Source organism: Geodermatophilus sp. SYSU D01176, assembly GCF_054050015.1.
The window spans coordinates 1-19,563 of sequence record NZ_JBJGYN010000069.1; the positions used below are offsets into that span (position 1 = coordinate 1).

At 75.4% G+C, this 19,563-nt stretch carries 15 protein-coding genes and 2 pseudogenes; 6 read left to right on the forward strand and 11 right to left on the reverse strand.

The annotated features are described in order from the left end of the window. Positions 1 to 106: 106 nt before the first annotated feature. Positions 107 to 661, reverse strand: coding sequence for a hypothetical protein (locus tag ACI78Z_RS22980; protein WP_457038853.1), 555 nt, complete (start codon positions 659 to 661; stop codon positions 107 to 109). Between the two features lie 75 nt (positions 662 to 736). Next, on the reverse strand, positions 737 to 2,245 hold the full coding sequence (locus tag ACI78Z_RS22985; protein ID WP_457038854.1) for a mannitol dehydrogenase family protein: 1,509 nt from the start codon (positions 2,243 to 2,245) through the stop codon (positions 737 to 739). 101 nt (positions 2,246 to 2,346) lie between these two features. Between ACI78Z_RS22985 and ACI78Z_RS22990 the strand changes: the two are divergent. Together ACI78Z_RS22990 and ACI78Z_RS22995 are read left to right on the forward strand one after the other, a co-directional pair. After that, a pseudogene (locus ACI78Z_RS22990) lies at positions 2,347 to 2,730 on the forward strand (alkaline phosphatase D family protein); the annotation flags it as partial. Between the two features lie 50 nt (positions 2,731 to 2,780). Beyond that, positions 2,781 to 3,502: pseudogene (locus tag ACI78Z_RS22995) on the forward strand (alkaline phosphatase D family protein). On the opposite strand, the gene ACI78Z_RS23000 reads toward ACI78Z_RS22995, so the two are convergent. From ACI78Z_RS23000 to ACI78Z_RS23020, 5 genes are all read right to left on the reverse strand, one after another. After that, entirely contained in the window at positions 3,432 to 3,719 is a 288-nt protein-coding gene (locus ACI78Z_RS23000; RefSeq protein ID WP_457038855.1) for a hypothetical protein, read from the reverse strand. The pseudogene ACI78Z_RS22995 and the gene ACI78Z_RS23000 sit on opposite strands and share 71 nt — an antisense overlap. Positions 3,720 to 3,894: 175 nt before the next feature. Continuing rightward, entirely contained in the window at positions 3,895 to 4,380 is a 486-nt protein-coding gene (locus tag ACI78Z_RS23005) for an N-acetyltransferase family protein (protein WP_457038856.1), read from the reverse strand. Between the two features lie 87 nt (positions 4,381 to 4,467). Beyond that, entirely contained in the window at positions 4,468 to 6,537 is a 2,070-nt protein-coding gene (locus ACI78Z_RS23010) for a DUF222 domain-containing protein (RefSeq protein ID WP_457038857.1), read from the reverse strand. 209 nt (positions 6,538 to 6,746) lie between these two features. After that, on the reverse strand, positions 6,747 to 8,030 hold the full coding sequence (gene ilvA, locus ACI78Z_RS23015; RefSeq protein WP_457038858.1) for a threonine ammonia-lyase IlvA: 1,284 nt from the start codon (positions 8,028 to 8,030) through the stop codon (positions 6,747 to 6,749). Between the two features lie 104 nt (positions 8,031 to 8,134). Then, positions 8,135 to 9,817 (reverse strand): bifunctional metallophosphatase/5'-nucleotidase, encoded by a 1,683-nt coding sequence (locus ACI78Z_RS23020; RefSeq protein WP_457038859.1) that lies wholly within the window; start codon positions 9,815 to 9,817, stop codon positions 8,135 to 8,137. Between the two features lie 138 nt (positions 9,818 to 9,955). Between ACI78Z_RS23020 and ACI78Z_RS23025 the strand changes: the two genes are divergently transcribed. The 4 genes from ACI78Z_RS23025 (at position 9,956) to ACI78Z_RS23040 (ending at position 13,624) form a co-directional block, all read left to right on the forward strand. Next, positions 9,956 to 10,294, forward strand: coding sequence for a hypothetical protein (locus tag ACI78Z_RS23025; RefSeq protein ID WP_457038860.1), 339 nt, complete (start codon positions 9,956 to 9,958; stop codon positions 10,292 to 10,294). A 386-nt stretch (positions 10,295 to 10,680) separates the two neighbouring features. After that, positions 10,681 to 11,475, forward strand: a complete 795-nt coding sequence (locus tag ACI78Z_RS23030; RefSeq protein WP_457038861.1) for a (Fe-S)-binding protein — start codon at positions 10,681 to 10,683, stop codon at positions 11,473 to 11,475. Continuing rightward, the gene (locus ACI78Z_RS23035; protein ID WP_457038862.1) at positions 11,472 to 13,004 is read left to right on the forward strand and encodes a LutB/LldF family L-lactate oxidation iron-sulfur protein; all 1,533 of its coding nucleotides are present in this window, start codon (positions 11,472 to 11,474) and stop codon (positions 13,002 to 13,004) included. The genes ACI78Z_RS23030 and ACI78Z_RS23035 overlap by 4 nt, the downstream gene beginning before the upstream one ends. After that, positions 13,001 to 13,624 carry a LutC/YkgG family protein gene (locus ACI78Z_RS23040; RefSeq protein WP_457038863.1) on the forward strand — a complete coding sequence of 208 codons (624 nt, stop codon included), beginning with the start codon at positions 13,001 to 13,003 and terminating at the stop codon, positions 13,622 to 13,624. The genes ACI78Z_RS23035 and ACI78Z_RS23040 overlap by 4 nt, the downstream gene beginning before the upstream one ends. Positions 13,625 to 13,812: 188 nt before the next feature. On the opposite strand, the gene ACI78Z_RS23045 is transcribed toward ACI78Z_RS23040, so the two are convergent. The 4 genes from ACI78Z_RS23045 to ACI78Z_RS23060 all read right to left on the reverse strand — a co-directional run bounded on the left by ACI78Z_RS23045 (position 13,813) and on the right by ACI78Z_RS23060 (position 19,342). After that, positions 13,813 to 17,187, reverse strand: coding sequence for a pyruvate carboxylase (locus tag ACI78Z_RS23045; RefSeq protein WP_457038864.1), 3,375 nt, complete (start codon positions 17,185 to 17,187; stop codon positions 13,813 to 13,815). Positions 17,188 to 17,350: 163 nt separating this feature from the next. After that, positions 17,351 to 17,866 carry a DUF1097 domain-containing protein gene (locus ACI78Z_RS23050; protein WP_457038865.1) on the reverse strand — a complete coding sequence of 172 codons (516 nt, stop codon included), beginning with the start codon at positions 17,864 to 17,866 and terminating at the stop codon, positions 17,351 to 17,353. A gap of 82 nt (positions 17,867 to 17,948) precedes the next feature. After that, complete coding sequence (locus tag ACI78Z_RS23055) at positions 17,949 to 18,974, reverse strand: NAD(P)-dependent alcohol dehydrogenase (RefSeq protein WP_457038866.1); 1,026 nt, start codon at positions 18,972 to 18,974, stop codon at positions 17,949 to 17,951. Then, entirely contained in the window at positions 18,971 to 19,342 is a 372-nt protein-coding gene (locus ACI78Z_RS23060; RefSeq protein WP_457038867.1) for a hypothetical protein, read from the reverse strand. Before ACI78Z_RS23060 ends, ACI78Z_RS23055 begins: the two co-directional genes overlap by 4 nt. Positions 19,343 to 19,563: the final 221 nt, after the last annotated feature.

Below are 19,563 nucleotides of genomic sequence, written 5' to 3' on the forward strand. Positions count from 1 at the left end.
CCCCCCCCCCCCCCCCCCCCCCCCCCCCCCCCCCCCCCCCCCCCCCCCCCCCCCCCCCCCCCCCCCCCCCCCCCCCCCCCCCCCCCCCCCCCACGACTCGTGCCGGTCAGTCGTCGTGGTGACCCCACCAGCCCCGGCCACCGCCCGGCATGTCCTCGTGGGTCGAGTTGACCCACTCGGTGACCCGCTGCTCCAGGTCGGCCAGCCGCTCGTCGGCCACGTCCTGCGGCATGCCCTCCTCGACCGCTTCCGCGATGCGCTCCTGCTTGGCCGCGACCAGCGCGTCGACGAGCGCGTCGACCGACACGCCCTGCTGCTCGGCGACCGTCGCCAGGGTGGCCCCCTCGGCCTCGAGCGCGGTGCGCAGCTCGTCCTCGGTCATGCCCAGCGTCTCGGCGGCGGTCTCCAGGCCGAACCAGCCGCCGTGGCCGCCGTGCCGGCCGAAGCCGGCGCCGTCGAGCGTGGTGGCCACTTCGTCGGCCTGCTCCTGGGTGATCGACCCGTCGTCGACCAGGCCGGACAGCGCGTCCTTGATGCGGTCCACGACGGACGTCGAGCTGCCGTCGGTGTCCTCGGTGGCGGCGATGGCGGGGACCGCCACGGCCAGCCCGGTGAGCGTGAGAGCGCCGGCTGCGGCGGCGACGACCAACTTCTTGCGCACGGTTGTCTCCTCGATCCGCGGCCGGGATGTCCAGCCGTCGGGGAGATGATCGACCCGGAACCTGTGACGGAGCTGTCAGTGCCCCGTGGCCTCGCTGGGGACCGGGGGCTCCCCCACGACCAGGTCCTCGACGGTGGCCCGGGCGCCGCGGCGGTGCAGGGAGTCCAGGGCGGCGAGGTAGGGACCGGTGAGGCGCGCGTCGTCCACCAGGTCGCCGAACAGCTCGCGGTCGGCGAGGAAGGCGAGCGGGTCCTCGCGCTGGCGGCGGGCGTTGCGCAGCAGCATCTCCCGCCGGCGGTCGATCACCTCGATCGGCCGCCCCTGCTCGTCCACCCCCTCGCAGTACCGCGCCCAGCCGGCGAGCACCGTGGCCGACCGGTGCACCTCCCGGCCGGCCGCGAGGTTCTCCCGCACGACGGGCAGGAGGAACTTGGTCAACCGCTCGGAGCCGTCGACGGCCAGGCGCGCGAGGGTGTCGCGGATCGCCGGGCTGGCGAAGCGGGCGAGCACGGTGCGGCGGTAGCCGTCGAGGTCGATGCCGGGCACCGGCCGCAGGGACGGCGTCGCCTCCCGCTCCATGTAGCCGAGGAGCAGCCGGACGAACAGCGGGTCCTGCGCGACCTCGTGCACCATCCGGTGCCCGGCGAGCGCCCCGAGGTAGGCCAGCGCCTGGTGACCGGCGTTGAGCAGCCGGAGCTTCATCAGCTCGTACGGCTCCACGTCGTCGACGAGCTGGACCCCGACGTCCTCCAGGGGCGGGCGGCCGAGTCCGAAGCGGTCCTCCAGCACCCACTGGGTGTAGGGCTCGCAGACCACCGGCCAGCGGTCCTCGACGCCGAGCAGCCGGGCCGCCTCGGCACGGTCGTCGTCCGTGGTGGCGGGGGTGATCCGGTCGACCATCGAGTTCGGGAAGGCCACCTCCCGCTCGACCCACGCGCCGAGCTCCGGGTCGCGCAGCGTCGCGAAGGCGGCGAAGCTGCGCCGGGCGACGTCCCCGTTGTGCTGCACGTTGTCGCAGGACAGCACGGTGAACGGCGGGAGGCCCCGGTCGCGCCGGCGGGCCAGGGCCTCGGTGACCAGGCCGAAGGACGTCGCCGGCACCGCGCCCGGCCTCAGGTCGCGGACGACGCCGGGCTCGGTCGCGTCGAACTCCCCCGTCACCGGGTCGACGTTGTAGCCGCCCTCGGTCACCGTGAGCGAGACGATGCGCGTCGTCGCTGCCGCCATCCGCTCGACGACCGCCTCGGGGTCGTCGGGGGCCAGCAGGTACTGCACCAGCGACCCGACCACCCGCGGCTCGACGGTGCCGTCGGGGTGCCGGACGAGCAGCGTGTAGAGGCCGTCCTGCGCGGCCATGACCTCGGCCATCCGGCGGTCGGCGGGCAGCACGCCGACGCCGCAGAGGGCCCACTCCCGCGCGCTCCCCCGCTCCAACAGCCGGTCGAGGTACGCGGCCAGGTGGGAGCGGGCGAAGCCACCGACGCCGAGGTGGACGATGCCGGCGCGCAGCGGGGACCTGTCGTAGGTCGGGACCGGCAGGACGCCGGCCAGCGAGGGCAGGGCGTCGGCGTCCAGCGGCTGCACGGTGGGCTCCCTCCGGGTCCCGCGGGCGGCCACCCGGGGAGGGAGGACTCCTTCCCCGGCCGGGTGTGCGGGTACACGCGGAGGCCGGGCGGCCCGACCCGGTGTTCACCGCGTGCTCCCGGCCCGTGCACCGCAGCGTCTCCGGGTTCGAGGCGGTCCGCCGCCTGCAGCCGGACTTCTTCCTGCACCCGGGCGACAACGTCTACGCCGACGGGCCGCTGCAGGAGAGGGTCGAGCTGCCCGACGGCACGGTGTGGCGCAACGTCGTCACGCCGGAGAAGAGCAAGGTGGCCGAGACGCTCGACGAGTACCGCGGCCAGTACCGCTACAACCTGCTCGACGCCAACGTGCGCGGCATGGCCGCCGAGGTGCCGCTGGTGGTGCAGTGGGACGACCACGAGGTCACCAACAACTGGTACCCGGGCGAGGTCCTCACCGACGAGCGGTACACGGTCCGGGACGTCGACACGCTGGCCGGCCGCGCCCGCCGGGCCTTCTCCGGTACACGCCGCTCGGCGGCGACCGGGTGCAGCGGATGCTGCCGTACGGCCCGCTGGTGGACGTGGTCGCGCTCGACCTGCGCACCCACCGGGGCCCGAACACCGACAACCTGGCCGCCGACGGACCGGGCACCCGCATCCTCGGTGAGGAGCAGCTCGCGCGGGTCACCCGGCAGCTCACGGGGTCGCGGGCGCTGTGGGAGGTGGTTGCCTGGGACATGCCGATCGGGCTGGTCGTCCCCGACGGCGAGGTCGCCCAGGAGGGCATCGCCAACCGCGACCCCCGCCGGCCGCTGGGCAGGGAGCAGGAGATCGCCCGGCTGCTGTCGGACCTCAAGCGGCACGGCGTCCGCAACGTCGTCTGCTGACCGCCGACGTCCACTACACGGCAGCGCACCACTACTCCCCCGAGCGGGCGGCCTTCGCCGACTTCGACCCGTTCTGGGAGTTCGTGTCCGGGCCGCTGCACGCGGGCGCCTTCGGTCCGAACGAGCTCGACGGGACGTTCGGCCCGCAGGTGGTCTTCTCCCGGACCGGCCGGCGGGCGGGCGGGCGAGGAGCCCAACGACTCCTCGCAGTTCCTCGGGCACGTCCGCGTCGACGGCGACAGCGGGGTGATGACCGTGGAGCTGCGGGACGTCGGCGGCCGGGTGCTGCACCGCACCGACCTGACGCCGTCCTGACCGCTACTCCTGCGCGGCGTCCAGGTGGTACCGCCGCCGCACCCATGCGCGGCCGACCAGACCCGTGCCGGTGAACACCACGGCGTTGAGGACGGCGAGGGTCCAGCTGACCAGCAGCAGCCTGAGGGCGAAGCCGACGGCGCCCCAGGCGAGTTGCTTGACGAGGAAGGAGCCGAACGGTTCCCTCAGGTACTGCGCCATCCACGCGCGGTCGTTCGCGCGGTCGCGCTGCCGCCCGCGTTCGACGTCCCGCTCGTAGCGGCTCCGTGGTCGGCGCTCCGGCTGCTCCACCCGTCGCACTCCTCGTCCCGGCCGGCCCCCGCCCGCCGGACCCTGCGGTACCGAGGACCGGGGCGCGAGCGCGTTCCCCCGGCCGTGGCACGCCGGCCCCCGCGGGCGCGACCCGGGTTCCTGGCGAGCGCCTGCACGCCCTGGCCCGGCGTATCGACCGGGACCGGCGCCGCGGTCAGAGATCGGCGGCCATCGTCCCCTCCGCGGCGCCCGGCACGGGGCGGAACCCGGCTGCGCGGTACAGGTGCACGGAGGGGTTGCCGGGCTCGACGCTGAGGCTGACCCGCGGGTACCCCCGCCGGCGGGCCTCCTCGAGCGCCTGGCGCAGCAGCCCACCGCCGATCCCCTGGCCGCGGTAGCCGGACCACACGCAGAGGCTGACCTCGGGGACGTCGTCGGCCACGTGGCCGTAGCCGCGGTCCGCCCCGGCGAGGACGAGCGCCCACACCACCCCCACGGTGCGGCCGTCCCGCCCGGCGACGAGACCGAAGTCGCCGCGCTCAGGTCGGAGGACGCAGTAGTGGCGCAGCTCGGGGGTCTCGTCGACGTCGCGGAAGGTGAACCGCTGGTCCCCTCTCCAGTTCACGTTCGTCACGGTCGCCGTCCGCAGCAGCTCGCGGTCGCTCTCGGTGAGCGGGCGGGTGGTCACCTCGATCGCCATGGGAGGAACTGTCACACCCGCCGCGCGGCCGGAGCTCCCGCCTCGTGCCGCGCGCCGGACGACGCACCTGCCGGGACGCGCTGCTGTTCAGTACGGCGGCGGGGTGGTGACGGCGGTCAAGCCCGACGCGGTGGTGACGGTGAGGGTGCCGTCGGGGGCGAGGTCCTGTCGCCAGCCCGGCGCCTGGTGCTTGCCGCGGTGGTCGGTGGTGCAGTAGCCGGCCAGGTTGGCCGCGGCGGTCTCTCCCCCCTCGGCATGGGGCCGGTGGTGGTCCAGCTCGCCGGCCTGCGGCACGCGCCGCCGGCAGCCGGGGAACCGGCAGCGCCGGTCCCGCGCCCGGCCCTGCCGGTCCAGCGCCGCGCGGGGCCGGTAGCCGGCGGTGGGGCCCGGCCGGCCGAGCCCGGGCCGGCCGCTCAGGTCGTGGGTGCAGGCCTCCGGCCGCCGCCGGCAGGCCCGGGCGCCGCAGTGCCCGGCCCGGCGCAGCCCGGGCAGGTCGGTCAGGGTCAGCAGCGCGCCGGTGACCGCGTCGGCGAGCACCAGGCGGGGCCGGTCGGCCAGCCCACCCCCGGCCGTGGCGTCCAGCAGCGCGGCCAGCTCGGCCCACTGGGCGTCCGCCGCGGCGGCCAGCGCGCCGAGCGCGTCGGGTGCGGCGTCGACCCGTCCGGCGGCACTCGCCCGCCAGGCGGCCTCGTCGGCGGCCTCGGCCTGCTCGGCGGTGCACACCGACCGCCGGGCGTGGCCGAGCGCCAGCCGGGCGGCGTGCACCGCCGCCCCGGCGTCGTCGACCGCCCGATCCGCGGCCGCCCACCAGCCACCCGGGGGCGGGTCGATGTCCGGGTGCGAGTCGGTGCCCCATGGCCCGGCGGGCGGGAGGCCGCCCGGATCGTCCAGCGGGTCGGGGTGGTCGGCGCCGTTGGCCACCGGGTCGACGCCGCGGTCGAGCCGGCCGCCGGCGGGCGGTGAGTCCGGCGGCCACTCGGGCTCGTCGAGTTCACCGGCCAGCAGCCGGGCCTCCATCCGGTCCCACCAGGCGGCCAGCGCGGCCTGCTCGGCCTCCTGCCAGGGCAGGTCTACCGCGGGCGTGACCCCAGCCGCCGGACCGGCCGGATCGGCGCTCGCGGCCGGATCGGCCTCCTGCCAGGGCAGGTCTACCGCGGGCGTGACCCCAGCCGCCGGACCGGCCGGATCGGCGCTCGCGGCCGGATCGGCGCTCGCGGCCGGATCGTGGCCGGCGAAGGCGCGCACCAGCTGCCGGGCCATCTCCGCCGGCACCAGCTCCCCGTCCACCTCGCCCGGCGCGTCCCCGCCCAGCATGGTCGCCACCGAGGCCACGATGGTCAGCAGCACCCGCACCGGCGGCAGCTCGCCCTCCCCCGGGCGCAGCACCAGGTCCAGCAGCGCGTCGACCATCTTCTGCCCGCGCGTGCGCACCGGCCCGCCGGGCTCGTCGACCAGCGCCTCGGCGCACTGCACCAGGGCCGCGTGCAGCGCCCGGGCCTCGGGCATGGTGCACACCACCGTCAGCGCCGCCATCCCCTCGGCCCGCTCCGGCCGCAGGGAGACGCCGCGCTCCTTCAGCGCCCGGGCCAGCCGCCGGGCCGCCGCGGCCGCGTCCCGCCGGGCGACCACCACCCGCGCCTTGTCGCCCAGCTGCGACGGGCTGGTCACCGTCCGACGGCGCCCCACCCAGGCCAGCAGGTCGGCCTCGACCTCCGCCCGCAGCGCGTCGTTGCTGATGGGGGCGACCTTGTCGATCAGGTGCCACAGGTGCCCGCGGTGGATCAGCCCGGATTCCAGCGCCGCCAGCGTGCCCGGCAGCCGCTGCACCAGCGTCAGCGACTCCTCCAACAACTTCGCCGCACCCGGCTGGGTCAGGTTCAGCGCGATCGCCAGCTCCGGGGTGGCCCACTCCGACACCGGCCGCAGCACCTCCGGGCGCGCCGCCCACCGCTCGGCCGACATCGCCCCGCGCTCGCCCTGCGCCCGATCCGCACTGGCCGGCCGGGACGCCGCGAACGCCGCCACCGCCCGCGCCCGCACCGCCGTGGCCCGGGCGATCTCCCGGTCCGCGGCCTGCACCGCACCCAACGGCCCGGCCGCCCACCCCACGACCGGCGCGTCAGCGGTCACCGCACTGACCCGCGCCCCGTCCCCCACGTCTTCGATCGTACGTTCGAGTTGGGTGATAAGCAAGACGAATTCGCAGGTCACAAGCGTGTACAACTGCGCTCAACTTGCAGCGGGCGCCGCACTGAGCCAGCCCCAGTGAGACCAGAGTGCAGTAAACCGTGCTCCCCGGACGCCGGGCAGCGCCCCGAAGACCTGCGCCCAGCGCGCGGACCAGCGCCTCGGTCAGCGAGCCGTGTTCAGACGAGGAACCGGTAGGCCGTCGTCCCCGGCGCGACGTGCTCGATGCGCAGCGGACTGGCCTCGATCCGGGCCAGCAGCGCCGGGAAGTCCGCCGCGCTGCCGAGCTCGATGCCGGTGAGCGCGGCGCCGGTCTCCCGGTTGTCGCGCTTGACGTACTCGAACAGCACGATGTCGTCGTCCGGACCGAGCACCTCGTCGAGGAAGCGGCGCAGCGCGCCGGGCTCCTGCGGGAACTCGATGAGGAAGTAGTGCTTGAGGCCGCGGTGGACCAGCGAGCGCTCGACCACCTCGGCGTAGCGGCTGACGTCGTTGTTGCCGCCCGACAGCAGGCAGACCACCGTCTGCCCCGGCTCGACCGGGACCAGCCCGCCGGTCAGCGCGGCGGTCGCCAGCGCACCGGCGGGCTCGGCGATGACGCCGTCCACCTGGTAGAGGTCCAGCATCTCGGTGCAGATCTGGCCCTCGGGCACCGCGACCAGCTCCGCGCCCGAGTCGCGCACCAGCGGGAAGGTCACGTCCCCGACGCGGCGGACGGCGGCGCCGTCGACGAAGGTGTCCAGCTGCGACAACTCGACCGGCGAATCGGCGGCCAGCGCCGCGGCCATGCTCGCCGCCCCGGCCGGCTCCACGCCGACGATGCGGGTGCCGGGGCTGTGCAGCCGCAGCCAGGTGGCGCAGCCGGCCAGCAGGCCACCGCCTCCCACGGGGAGGACGACGACGTCCGGCGGTACCGGGAGCTGCTCGAGGAGCTCCAGCGCGACCGTCGCCTGCCCGACCACGGTGTCGACGGCGTCGAAGGCGGGCACCAGCGTCGCCCCGGTGTCGCGGGCGCGGGCCAGCGCGGCGGCCGCGGCCTCGTCGTAGGAGTCACCGGTGACCACGAGCTCGACGAACTCCCCGCCCAGGGCGGCGATGCGGTCCCGCTTCTGCCGCGGCGTCGTCCCCGGGACGACGACCGAGCCGCGCACCCCCAGCGCCCGGCAGGCGTAGGCGACGCCCTGGCCGTGGTTCCCGGCGCTGGCGCAGACCACGCCGGCGGCCTGACGATCGGCGTCCAGCTGGCTGATCGTGTTGTAGGCGCCGCGGATCTTGTAGGACCGGCCGACCTGCAGGTCCTCCCGCTTCAGCCAGACGTCGACCCCCGTCCTCGCCGACAGCCGGGCGTTGCGCTGCAGCGGCGTCCGCTCGGCCACCCCGGCCAGCCGGCGGGCCGCCGCCTCGACCTGGGCGCCGAAGCGCTGCGCCGTCCCGGGGTGTGCGACGTCGACGCGGCTCTCCACGCCACCATCCTCCCCGACGCCGTCGCCGGGGTCCCCACCGAGACGCGGCAGCGGGCGCCGCCGGTCGTGGAGACCGGCGACGCCCGCCGCGGAGCGGTGCCGGGTCAGCCGGCCACGGTGATCCGGTCGGTGGCCGGCGGGGCCACCGGCTCCCCGGTGGACAGGTACGCGATGAAGGCATCCACGTCGAACCCGGGCTGGTTGACGGCGTCGGTGCCCTCGGTGAGCACGGTGAAGCCGTCCCCGCCGCCGGCGAGGAAGTTGTTGACCGTGATCCGGTAGGTCTCCGTCCGGACGACGGGGGCGCCGTCGATGGTCAGCGAGTCCGGCGCGACGGCGCCCCCGGTGACCGTGTACCGGACGCTGGCGGAGGGCTGCAGCACGCGCCCCACCGCGAACTGCTGGTCGAGCAGCGCGTAGAGCTGGTCACCGGTGAGGGTCAGCGTGGTGAGCAGGTTGTTGAACGGCTGCACGGCGAAGGCCTCGCCGTAGGTCACCACCCCGTCGCCCTCGGCGGCGCCCGACGAGGCGTGGGTCAGGTCGGCCCGCACGCCACCGGGGTTCGTGAACGCCGCGACGGCGCCGGCCTCCTCGTCGGTGGCGGCGAGCTGCGCGTCGGCGATCAGGTTGCCCAGCGGCGACTCCCCGCGGAGGTCGCCGACCAGGGGCTCCTGGGCCCGCAGGACGTCACCGGTGATCGCTCCGACCGGCTCGTTCGCGATCGGCTCGGCGATCTCCTGGTACCGGGCGACGAGCGCCTGGGCGTCCGCGTCGGGCGCGACGTCGCGGGTGACGACCACGTTGTCGGCCTTGCTGGTGATCACGTCTCCGGTCCGGCGGCTGATCCGCAGGTCGACGTCGGTGATCAACCGGCCGTTGGACAGCGCCTGGGTGACCAGCTTGCCGTCGACCGTGCAGACGTACCCGCTGTGGGAGTGCCCGGTCAGCACGACGTCGACGGCGTCGTCGATCGCGCCGGCGATGTCGAAGGCCGGGCCGGTCGGATCGGTGCAGCCGTCCACGTCGCCACCCGCGGTGCCACCCTCGTGCAGCGAGACCACGATGGCCTCGACGCCCTGCTGCTGCAGCTCCGCGGCGTAGCGGTTGATCGTCTCGACCTCGTCGAGGAACTCGACGCCGGCGATGCCCGCCGCCGAGACGATGGAGGGCGTGCCCTCGAGGACCGCCCCGATGACGCCGAGGCGTACGCCGTCGAACTCGTACACCTCGTAGGGCGCCGCGATCGGCTCCCGGCTCCCCTGGTCGACGACGTTGGCGGCCAGCCAGTCGGCGTCGGAGCCGTCGTAGCCGTCGCCGTCCAGGCAGCCGTCGGCCGGGTGGCAGGCGCCGCCGTCGACGACCCGCTGCAGCTCGGCAACGCCCTCGTCGAACTCGTGGTTGCCGACGGTGGCGATGTCGAGGCCCAGGGCGTCCATCGCGTCCACGGTCGGCTCGTCGCGGAACAGGGCCGAGAGGAACGGGCTGCCGCCGACCAGGTCGCCGTTGCTGATCGTCAGCGTGTTGCGGTTCTCGGCCTCCTGCTCCAGGTGGGTGGCGAAGGAGGCCAGGCCACCGGCCTCGACGTCGCCGTTGGGCAGCGTCACGCGCCCGCCGGAGCCGGTCGGCGGCTCGAGGGCGCCGTGGAAGTCGTTGAAGGCGAGCAGCTGCACCTCGACCGGCGGGCCGGCCTTCTCCTCGGGACCAGCCGCGGCGGGGGCGGCGGTCGCGACGGCGAGGACGGCCAGGCACGCGGTGGCGGTCGTGGCCGTCAGGGGACGGGACCTCATTCGGGATCTCCTCGATCGACGACGAGTCAGGGCGTCAGCACGCTATGTCGCGAGGGTGGACGCCCGTGACCCGTGGGGGTGAACAGCCGGGGTCGCGGGTGCGCCGCCCGGACCCGTCCGCCACCGGACACTGGAGCCGTGAGCCTGGAGACCCCCGACAGCGCCGTGGGGAGGCGCGGCGTCGTCCGCCTGCTGAACACCACCGGTGGCCGGCTGCTCTGCCTGGCCGGTGCCGTCGACGCCGCCGCCGTCGATGCGTTCTGGCGCCGCTACGGCCGGGAGCCCGCGCGGATCGACCGCATCGACGCCCGCTCGGTGACCGCGCTGTCCGGGCCGGGCGTCGAGCTGCTGCTCGACCACGTCGAGGCCGCCGAACGGGCCGGCCGCCCGGTCGAGCTGCGTCCCTCCCCCGCGGTGACGCGCGTCCTGACCGGCGTGGGTGGAGTCGCTGGTGCGGGGGCACCCCGGCGCCCGTGAGCGGGAAGTCGGCGGAGGACCACGCGGCGGACCACCCGGACCCGGAGCTGAGGCCCGCCGGCGGGTCGGGCGGATGTCCGGGGACTCCCAGCTCGACGGGGCCGAGAGGGGCGAGCGCGAGCTGGGCCGGGGCCGCACGACGGTGCTCGAGGCGATCGAGCGCCGGCGCGAGCGCTCCTGACCCGGCGGCAGGAGACGGCGCACGGCAGGGGCCTGGAGTCGCCCCAGCCGGCTCTCGTGGGGTATGACGACAGGGACCGCTGCGGTCGCCGCCGTCCCCCTGAGCTCGGCGTGCGCACCGCGACAGGAGCTCGGCCGACGGCCGGGCGGCTGGACGGGTCGAGCACGGTGCGCCGCGACGTCGCGGCCGACCGGGAGGGAGCGGCATGAGGGTGGCGCTGTTCGCCACGTGTCTGGTCGACACGGTGGCACCGCAGGTCGCGATGGCCACGGCGAGGCTGCTGGAGCGGCTGGGTCACGAGGTCGTCGTCCCGGCCGGGCAGGCCTGCTGCGGGCAGATGCACGTCAACACCGGCTACCGGCGCGAGGCGGTGCCGATCGTCGCCAACCACGTGCGCGCCTTCGCCGGCGCGGAGGCGGTCGTGTCACCGTCCGGGTCCTGCGTGGCCTCGATCCACCACCAGCAGGCCATGGTGCTGCGCCGCGCCGGCGAGGACGAGCTGGCCGCCGAGGCCGAGGCGCTGGCCGGGCGCACCTACGAGCTCTCCCAGTTCCTCGTCGACGTGCTCGGGGTGACCGACGTCGGCGCCTACTACCCGCACCGGGTGACCTACCACCCGACCTGCCACTCGCTGCGGCTGCTGCGGGTCGGCGACCGGCCGCTGCAGCTGCTGCGCGCGGTGCGCGGCCTGGAGCTGGTCGAGCTGCCGGCCGCCGAGCAGTGCTGCGGCTTCGGGGGCACCTTCTCGATCAAGAACTCCGACACCTCGACGGCGATGCTGACCGACAAGATGGCCAACATCCTGTCCACGCACGCGGAGGTGTGCACCGCCGGTGACGCCTCCTGCCTCATGCACATCGGCGGTGGGCTCTCCCGGCTGCGGTCGGGGACGCGCACCGTGCACCTGGCCGAGATCCTGGCCTCGACGGAGGACGCCGTGACCCCGCAGCAGACCACCCGACCGGCGGTTCCCGCGGAAACCGCCGAGGTGCCGGCATGACCACCGCCCCCGAGCGCACCGACCCCACGCCGCTCGCCCCGGGTGCGCCCCGCTCCGGGACGACGTTCCTCGGCCTGCCGACCGCGCCGCGCGGGGTCGGCCACCTGCGCGGCGACCGGCCGTTCCCGGACGCCGCCCGCGACGCCCTGCGCGACGGCCAGCTGCGCGCCAACCTGGGCCACGCGACGAGCACCATCCGCGCCAAGCGCGCCAAGGTGGTCGGCGAGGTGCCCGACTGGGAGCAGCTGCGCCAGGCCGGCAAGGCGCTGAAGACGACCACCATGGCGCGGCTTGACGAGCACCTGGTCGAGCTGGAGCGGCAGGTGACCGCGCGCGGCGGCACGGTGCACTGGGCGCGCGACGCCGACGAGGCCAACGCGATCGTCACCCGGCTGGTGCAGGCCACCGGCACCGACGAGGTGGTCAAGGTCAAGTCGATGGCCACCCAGGAGATCGGTCTCAACGAGGCGCTCGAGGCCGCCGGCATCACCGCGCACGAGACCGACCTGGCCGAGCTGATCGTGCAGCTGGGGGACGACGCGCCCAGCCACATCCTGGTGCCGGCGATCCACAAGAACCGCGCCGAGATCCGCGAGATCTTCCTGCGGACCATGCCGCAGTTCCAGGGACCCGGCGCCGACCGCGACCTGCCCGACGAGCCGCGCCGGCTGGCCATGGCGGCCCGCACCCACCTGCGGGAGCGGTTCCTGCGCGCCCGGGTGGCGATCAGCGGCGCCAACTTCGCCGTCGCCGAGACCGGCACCCTCGCCGTCGTCGAGAGCGAGGGCAACGGCCGGATGTGCCTGACCCTGCCGCAGACCCTGATCACCGTCATGGGCATCGAGAAGCTGGTGCCGGCCTGGCGGGACCTCGAGGTGTTCCTGCAGCTGCTCCCCCGCTCCTCCACCGGCGAGCGGATGAACCCCTACACGTCGATGTGGACCGGCGTCACCCCCGGCGACGGGCCGCAGGAGTTCCACCTCGTGCTGCTGGACAACGGACGGACGGCGGTGCTCGCCGACGAGGTGGGCCGCGAGGCGCTGCACTGCATCCGCTGCTCGGCCTGCCTCAACGTGTGCCCGGTGTACGAGCGCACCGGGGGGCACTCCTACGGCTCGGTCTACCCGGGCCCGATCGGCGCCGTCCTCTCCCCGCAGCTGACCGGGGTCGAGGACAACGCGTCGCTGCCGTACGCCTCGTCGCTGTGCGGCGCCTGCTACGACGCCTGCCCGGTGGCCATCGACATCCCCTCGATCCTGGTGCACCTGCGCGCCGAGCACGTCGAGGCGCAGGAGAGGACGACGCCGGAGGCCGCCGCCTTCCGGGCGCTGGCGAAGGCCATGTCGCACCCGCGGCTGTGGCGGCTGACCCAGCGGGCCGCGGGTCTGGGCCGGTTCCTCGCCCGCGGGAGGCCGACGCTGCCGCCGGTGCTGCCACCACCGGCCTCGGGCTGGACCCGCAGCCGCGACCTGCCCGCCCCGCCGCGGGAGACCTTCACGCAGGCCTGGGCGCGGGAGCACGGGCGATGAGCGCGCGCGAGGAGGTGCTCGGCCGGATCCGCACCGCGCTGGGCGAGAACCGTCCGGAGGTGACGGTCCCCCGCGACTACCGCACCGCCGACGAGCGCCCCGCCGACCAGCTGCGCGAGGTCCTCGTCGACCGGCTCGAGGACTACAAGGCCTCGGTGCTCCGCTGCGGCCCCGACGAGATCGGGGCCACCGTCGCGGCCGCCCTCGACACCGGTCTGGGCGCCGGCTGGGACCCCGCGTCGGTCGTCGTCGCCCCCGGGGTGCCGGCCGGGTGGCGGCCGGACGGCGCCACCGAGGACGACGGCCGCCCCGCCGTCGAGCTGGCCTCCTTCGCCGCGACGCTGACCGGGGTCGCCGTGGCCATCGCCGAGACCGGCACGCTGGTCCTCGACGGGAGCCCGCTGTCCGGCCGGCGGGCGGTCTCGCTGCTGCCCGACTGCCTGGTCTGCGTGGTCGAGGCCGGGCAGGTCGTCGGCGGCGTCCCCGAGGCGCTCCCCCGGCTGGACCCGAACGCGCCGCTGACGATGATCAGCGGCCCGTCGGCCACCAGCGACATCGAGCTGCAGCGGGTCGAGGGCGTGCACGGGCCGCGCACGCTGGTCGTGGTGCTGGTCGCCTGACGCGGCCGGGAGCATCGCAGCGAGCGAGGAGCGGACCGGCCGCGGAAGGCGACCCGTGGGCATGGTCGCCTGACGCGGCCGGGAGCAACCGCAGCGGTGCTCCCGGCCACAGCTCCGGTCGCCGCCGCCCGTGACCTGGGGGCCGCCGCGCGGCGGCCGGCCGGCTGACGGGCCGGCCGCCGGGCACCTCACCGGAGGACGACGAGCAGGTCACCGCCCTCCACCTGCTGGACGGCGCTGATCGCCAGCCGCTCCACCGTGCCGGCGACCGGGGCGGTGATCGCGGCCTCCATCTTCATCGCCTCGATGGTGGCGATCGGCTGCCCGGACTCCACGGTGTCGCCCTCCTTCACCTGTAAGGTGACCACCCCGGCGAAGGGTGCGGCGACCTGGCCGGGGTCGCTGCGGTCGGCCTTCTCGGCGGCCTTGACCTGCGCGTCGACGTTCCGGTCCCGGACCGACACCGGGCGCAGCTGTCCGTTGAGGGTGCCCACGACGGTGCGCATGCCGCGCTCGTCGGGGTCGCCGATGGCCTCGATGCCCATGAGCAGGGTGACACCGGGCTCGAGGTCGACGGCGTGCTCGTCGCCGGGCCGCAACCCGTACAGGAACTCCTTGGTCGGCAGCACCGACACGTCGCCGTAGGCGTCGACGTGTGCCCGGTACTCGCGCGTGGGTCCGGGGAACAGCAGCCGGTTGAGCGTCTCCCGCGGCGCTTCTGCCAGCCCGCGCTCGTCGTCGGCCGACAGCTCGGCCGGCGGCTCGGCGGGCCGGCGGCCCTCCAGCGCCCGGGTGCGGAACGGCTCGGGCCAGCCGCCGGGCGGGTCGCCGAGCTCGCCGCGCAGGAAGCCGATCACCGAGTCGGGCAGGTCGTAGGTGCCGGGCTCGGCGGCGAAGTCCTCGACCTTCACCCCGGAGCCGACCAGCTGCAGCGCCAGGTCGCCGACCACCTTGGACGACGGGGTGACCTTGACCAGCCGGCCGAGCAGCCGGTCGGCGGCGGCGTAGGCGTCCTCGACCTCCTCGAAGCGCTGCCCCAGACCGAGGGCGATGGCCTGCTGGCGCAGGTTGGACAGCTGCCCGCCGGGGATCTCGTGGGTGTACACCCGCCCGGTGGGCGCGGGCAGTCCCGACTCGAAGGGGGCGTAGACCCGGCGGACCGCCTCCCAGTAGGGCTCCAGGTCGTTGACCGCGGCCAGCTCCAGGCCGGTGGCCCGCTCGGTCGCGTCGGTAGCGGCGACGATCGCCGACAGCGGCGGCTGGCTCGTGGTGCCGGCCATGGAGGCCACCGCCCCGTCGACCGCGTCCACCCCGGCGGTCCAGGCGGCCAGCAGGGTGGCGAGCTGCCCGCCGGCGGTGTCGTGGGTGTGCAGGTGCACCGGCAGGTCGAACCGCTCCCGCAGCGCCGTCACCAGCGTCGCCGCCGCGGGCGGGCGCAGCAACCCGGCCATGTCCTTGATCGCCAACACGTGCGCGCCGGCGGCGACGATCTGCTCGGCCAGCCGCAGGTAGTAGTCCAGCGTGTAGAGGTCCTCGCCCGGGTCGGACAGGTCGCCGGTGTAGCACAGCGCCACCTCCGCGACCGCCGTCCCGGTCGCCCGGACCGCGTCGATGGCTGGGCGCATCTGGGAGACGTCGTTGAGCGCGTCGAACACCCGGAACACGTCGATGCCGGTGGCCGCCGCCTCGCGGACGAACGCGTCGGTGACCGCCTCCGGGTACGGGGTGTAGCCGACGGTGTTTCGGCCGCGCAGCAGCATCTGCAGGCAGACGTTCGGCACCGCCTCGCGCAGCGCGGCCAGCCGGTCCCACGGGTCCTCGTGCAGGAACCGCAGCGCGACGTCGTAGGTGGCCCCGCCCCAGCACTCCAGGCTGAACAGCTGCGGCACGGTGCGGGCCACGTGCCCGGCGACGCCCAGCAGGTCCTTGGTGCGCACCCGGGTGGCCAGCAGCGACTGGTGCGCATCCCGGAACGTGGTGTCGGTCACCGCCAGCGCGGTCTGGGCCCGCAGCTCGGCCGCGAAGGCCTCCGGGCCGGCCGCGCGCAGCCGCTGGCGGGTGCCGTCCGGCGGCGGGCCGGCCAGGTCGACGGCGGGCAGCTTGGACACCGGGTCGACCAGGTGCGGGCGCTCCCCGTGCGGCTGGTTCACCGTCACGTCGGCCAGGTAGGTGAGCAGCCGGGTACCCCGGTCGGCGGAGCTGCGCGCGGTCAGCAGGTGCGGCCGCTGGTCGATGAACGACGTCGTGATCCGCCCGGCGGCGAAGTCCGGGTCGTCCAGCAGCGCCTGCAGGAACGGGATGTTGGTGGCCACGCCGCGGATGCGGAACTCGGCCACCGCCCGCCGCGCCCGGGCGACCGCGGTGGCGAAGTCCCGGCCGCGGCAGGTGAGCTTCACCAGCATCGAGTCGAAGTGCGCCTCGACCTGCCCGCCGAGCGAGGCCCCGCCGTCCAGCCGGATGCCGGCCCCACCCGGGGACCGGTAGGTGGTGATCCGGCCGGTGTCCGGGCGGAACCCGTTGGCCGGGTCCTCGGTGGTGATCCGGCACTGCAGCGCCGCACCGCGCAGCACGATCGACTCCTGGGACAACCCCAGGTCGGCCAGGGTCTCCCCCGCCGCGATCCGCAGCTGGGACTGCACCAGGTCGACGTCGGTCACCTCCTCGGTGACCGTGTGCTCCACCTGGATCCGCGGGTTCATCTCGATGAACACGTGCCGGCCGGACCGGTCGAGCAGGAACTCCACCGTGCCGGCGTTGACGTAGCCGATCGCCCGGGCGAAGGCCACCGCGTCGGCGCAGATCCGCTCGCGCAGCGCCGGGTCCAGGTTCGGCGCCGGCGCCAGCTCCACGACCTTCTGGTGCCGGCGCTGCACCGAGCAGTCCCGCTCGAACAGGTGCACCACGTTCCCGGCGCCGTCGGCCAGGATCTGCACCTCGATGTGCCGGGGCTCGACGACGGCCTGCTCGCAGAAGACCGTCGCGTCGCCGAACGCCGCCTCCGCCTCCCGCATCGCCGCCTGCACCGCGCCGGCCAGCTCGGCGGGGTCCTCCACCCGCCGCATCCCGCGCCCGCCGCCGCCGGCGACCGCCTTGACGAACACCGGGAACGGCAGTGCCTCCGCGGCGGCCAGCAGGGTGTCCAGGTCGGCGCTGGGCTCGGTCGAGGCGAGCACGGGGAGGCCCGCGTCCCGCGCCGCGGCGATCGCGCGGGCCTTGTTGCCGGTCAGCTCGAGCACCGACGCCGGCGGGCCGACGAAGGTGATGCCCGCCTGCGCGCACGCCTCGGCCAGGTCGGGGTTCTCCGACAGGAAGCCGTAGCCGGGGTAGACCGCGTCGGCCCCGGCCCGCCGGGCCGCGGCGACGATCTCGTCGACCGAGAGGTAGGCCCGCACCGGGTGCCCCTCCTCGCCGATCTGGTAGCTCTCGTCGGCCTTGAGCCGGTGGACCGAGTTGCGGTCCTCCCACGGGAAGACGGCGACCGTCTGTGCCCCGAGCTCGTAGGCCGCGCGGAAGGCGCGCACCGCGATCTCCCCGCGGTTGGCCACCAGCACCTTGCGGAACATGGCGTCTCCTCCTCGGCTCCGGTGAGCCGGTCGTCGGTCCCGCCGTATCGTGCCGTGCCCGTGCCGGGCTCCGACAGCCCGTGGGCAGAGAACGGCCGGCCGGCGCCCGCGGACGCCGGCCGGCCGCTACCTGGTGCTGCGCCGGTCCCCTGTCACTCCCCGGTCACGCGGTGGCGGTGGAGGGCAGCGGGGCGGCGCCGCGACCGGGGAGGACCTTCTCGATGGCGTCCCCGAGGCGCTCCGACGAGTAGGCGAGCAGCGCCCCGGCGACCAGCGACGCCAGCGTCGCCCAGAAGACGCCCTGGTTGCCGAAGTAGGCCGCGGCCCCGACGAAGGCCCCCGGGATGAACGACAGGGGGCCGACGGCCGCCTGCACGCACATGCCGAACGCCGCCAGCGCGACGAACAGGCCGAGGACGGCGGCCGACCCGGCACTGACCTGCGTCGCGGCCCACAGGAGGGCGAAGCCCCACAGCAGCCCGCTGACGTTGGCAGCGAGCCCCTTCGCCAGGCCCGTGACCCCGCCGCCGGCGGCGTAGAAGCAGGCCCAGGCGGCGAAGCCGATCCAGACCACGAGCGGGGCCTGCCAGGTGCCGATGCTGGTGACGGACAGCGCCACCCAGGTGAACAGGCCCGCGAGCAGGCCGATGGAGGTGCCCAGAGCGATCAGTCGCTTCATCGAGAGTCCCCTAGGGGATCGTGGCCACCGTTCAGGGGCCCGCGCCGAACCTGCGAGGCGCGGGGGGAAGGGTGGTCCGCTTTCATGGGATGAGGATGGCGCGGCCGCGGACCTTGCCGGCGTCGAGGTCGCGGAGCGCGTCCACGGCCCGGTCGAGGGGGTACTGCTGGGTGTGCAGGGTGACCTTCCCGGCCTGCGCGAGCACCATCAGCTCGGCCAGGTCGGTGTAGGTGCCGACGATGTTGCCGACGATGTTCTTCTCGCCGGCGACGAGGTCCAGCGTCGGGATCCGGAGCTCGCCGCCGTACCCGATGACGTAGTACGAGCCGGCCGGGCCGGTCATGTGCCAACCGTCCATCTCCGCGCCCTGCTCGGCGACGAAGTCGAAGACGACGTTCGCGCCCCCGCCAGTGAGGTCCTGGACCGCCTGCACCTGGTTGCCGTCGGCGACCACGGTCTCGTCGGCCCCGATCTGCCGGGCGAGTTCCAGGGCGTCGGGGTTGCGGTCGACGACGACGATCCGGGTGCCCGACAGCGCGGCCAGGCACTGGATGCCGATGTGGCCGAGGCCGCCGGCGCCCTGCACGACCGCCGTCGTGCCCGCGTGCAGCAGCGGCAGCGCCTTGCGGACGGCGTGGTAGGCGGTGATGCCCGCGTCGGCGAGCGCGGCGACGTCGGCCGGGTTGGTGCTCGGGTCGAGCTTCACGCAGGCCCGGGCGGTCGTGCGCAGGTACTCGGCCATGCCGCCGTCGTTGTTCGACAGTCCGGGGAAGAAGGCGTTCTCGCACTGCATGTCCCGGCCGGCGCGGCAGGCCGTGCACAGGCCGCAGCTGGGCTGGGGGTGCAGGATCACCGTGTCCCCGACGGCGACGTTGGTGACCCCCTCCCCGACCTCGTGCACCCAGCCGGCGTTCTCGTGCCCGATGACGTAGGGGAGGTCCGGGTTCTGCAGGTCGGCCCACTGGCCCTCGAGGATGTGCAGGTCGGTGCGGCAGACGCCGGCGCCGCCGATCCTGACGACGACGTCGAGGGGACCCTGGATCGTCGGTTCGGGGATGTCGTCGATCGAGGGATCGGCGTGGTACTCGTGCACGCGGACGGCTCTCATGACAGGACCTCCAGGGGGAGCAGGGTGCGGGAGTCGGCGTCGGGCCGGGGCGTCTGGTCGGCCTCGGCGCCGGGGTAGCGGGTGGCCAGCAGGCCGCGGCAGAAGTGCGCGTTCCCGTCGATCGAGATGCGCACCGAGCGGGCCTTGCGCAGGTAGAGCGCCGCGGTCCCGGGAGCGGGGCGGGTGCCGTCGGCGTCCACCAGCACCGGTGCGCCGGGGTCCGTCGGCAGGCCGACCGTGGCCCGGCGGCGCAGCAGCGCCTCGGTGGTCGACTCTCCCGCCGGCAGGTCGGCCAGGGTGAGGTGGACGACGTCGTCCTCCGACAGCGACCGGTCGGCTCGCAGCAGGGCGGTGACCGCCCGCTCCATGGCGGCGGTGTGCGCCTTGCGGTGGAAGGTCGCCCGCAGCTCGTCGAGCGAGTCCTCGGCCTCGTGCCCGAAGGTGCCGCGGTAGCCGGCGGCGGCCGCGAGGCCGCGGTTGATCAGCTCGGAGTCGTGGGGGGGGGGGGGGGGGGGGGGGGGGGGGGGGGGGGGGGGGGGGGGGGGGGGGGGGGGGGGGGGGGGGGGGGGGGGGGGGGGGGGGGGGGGGG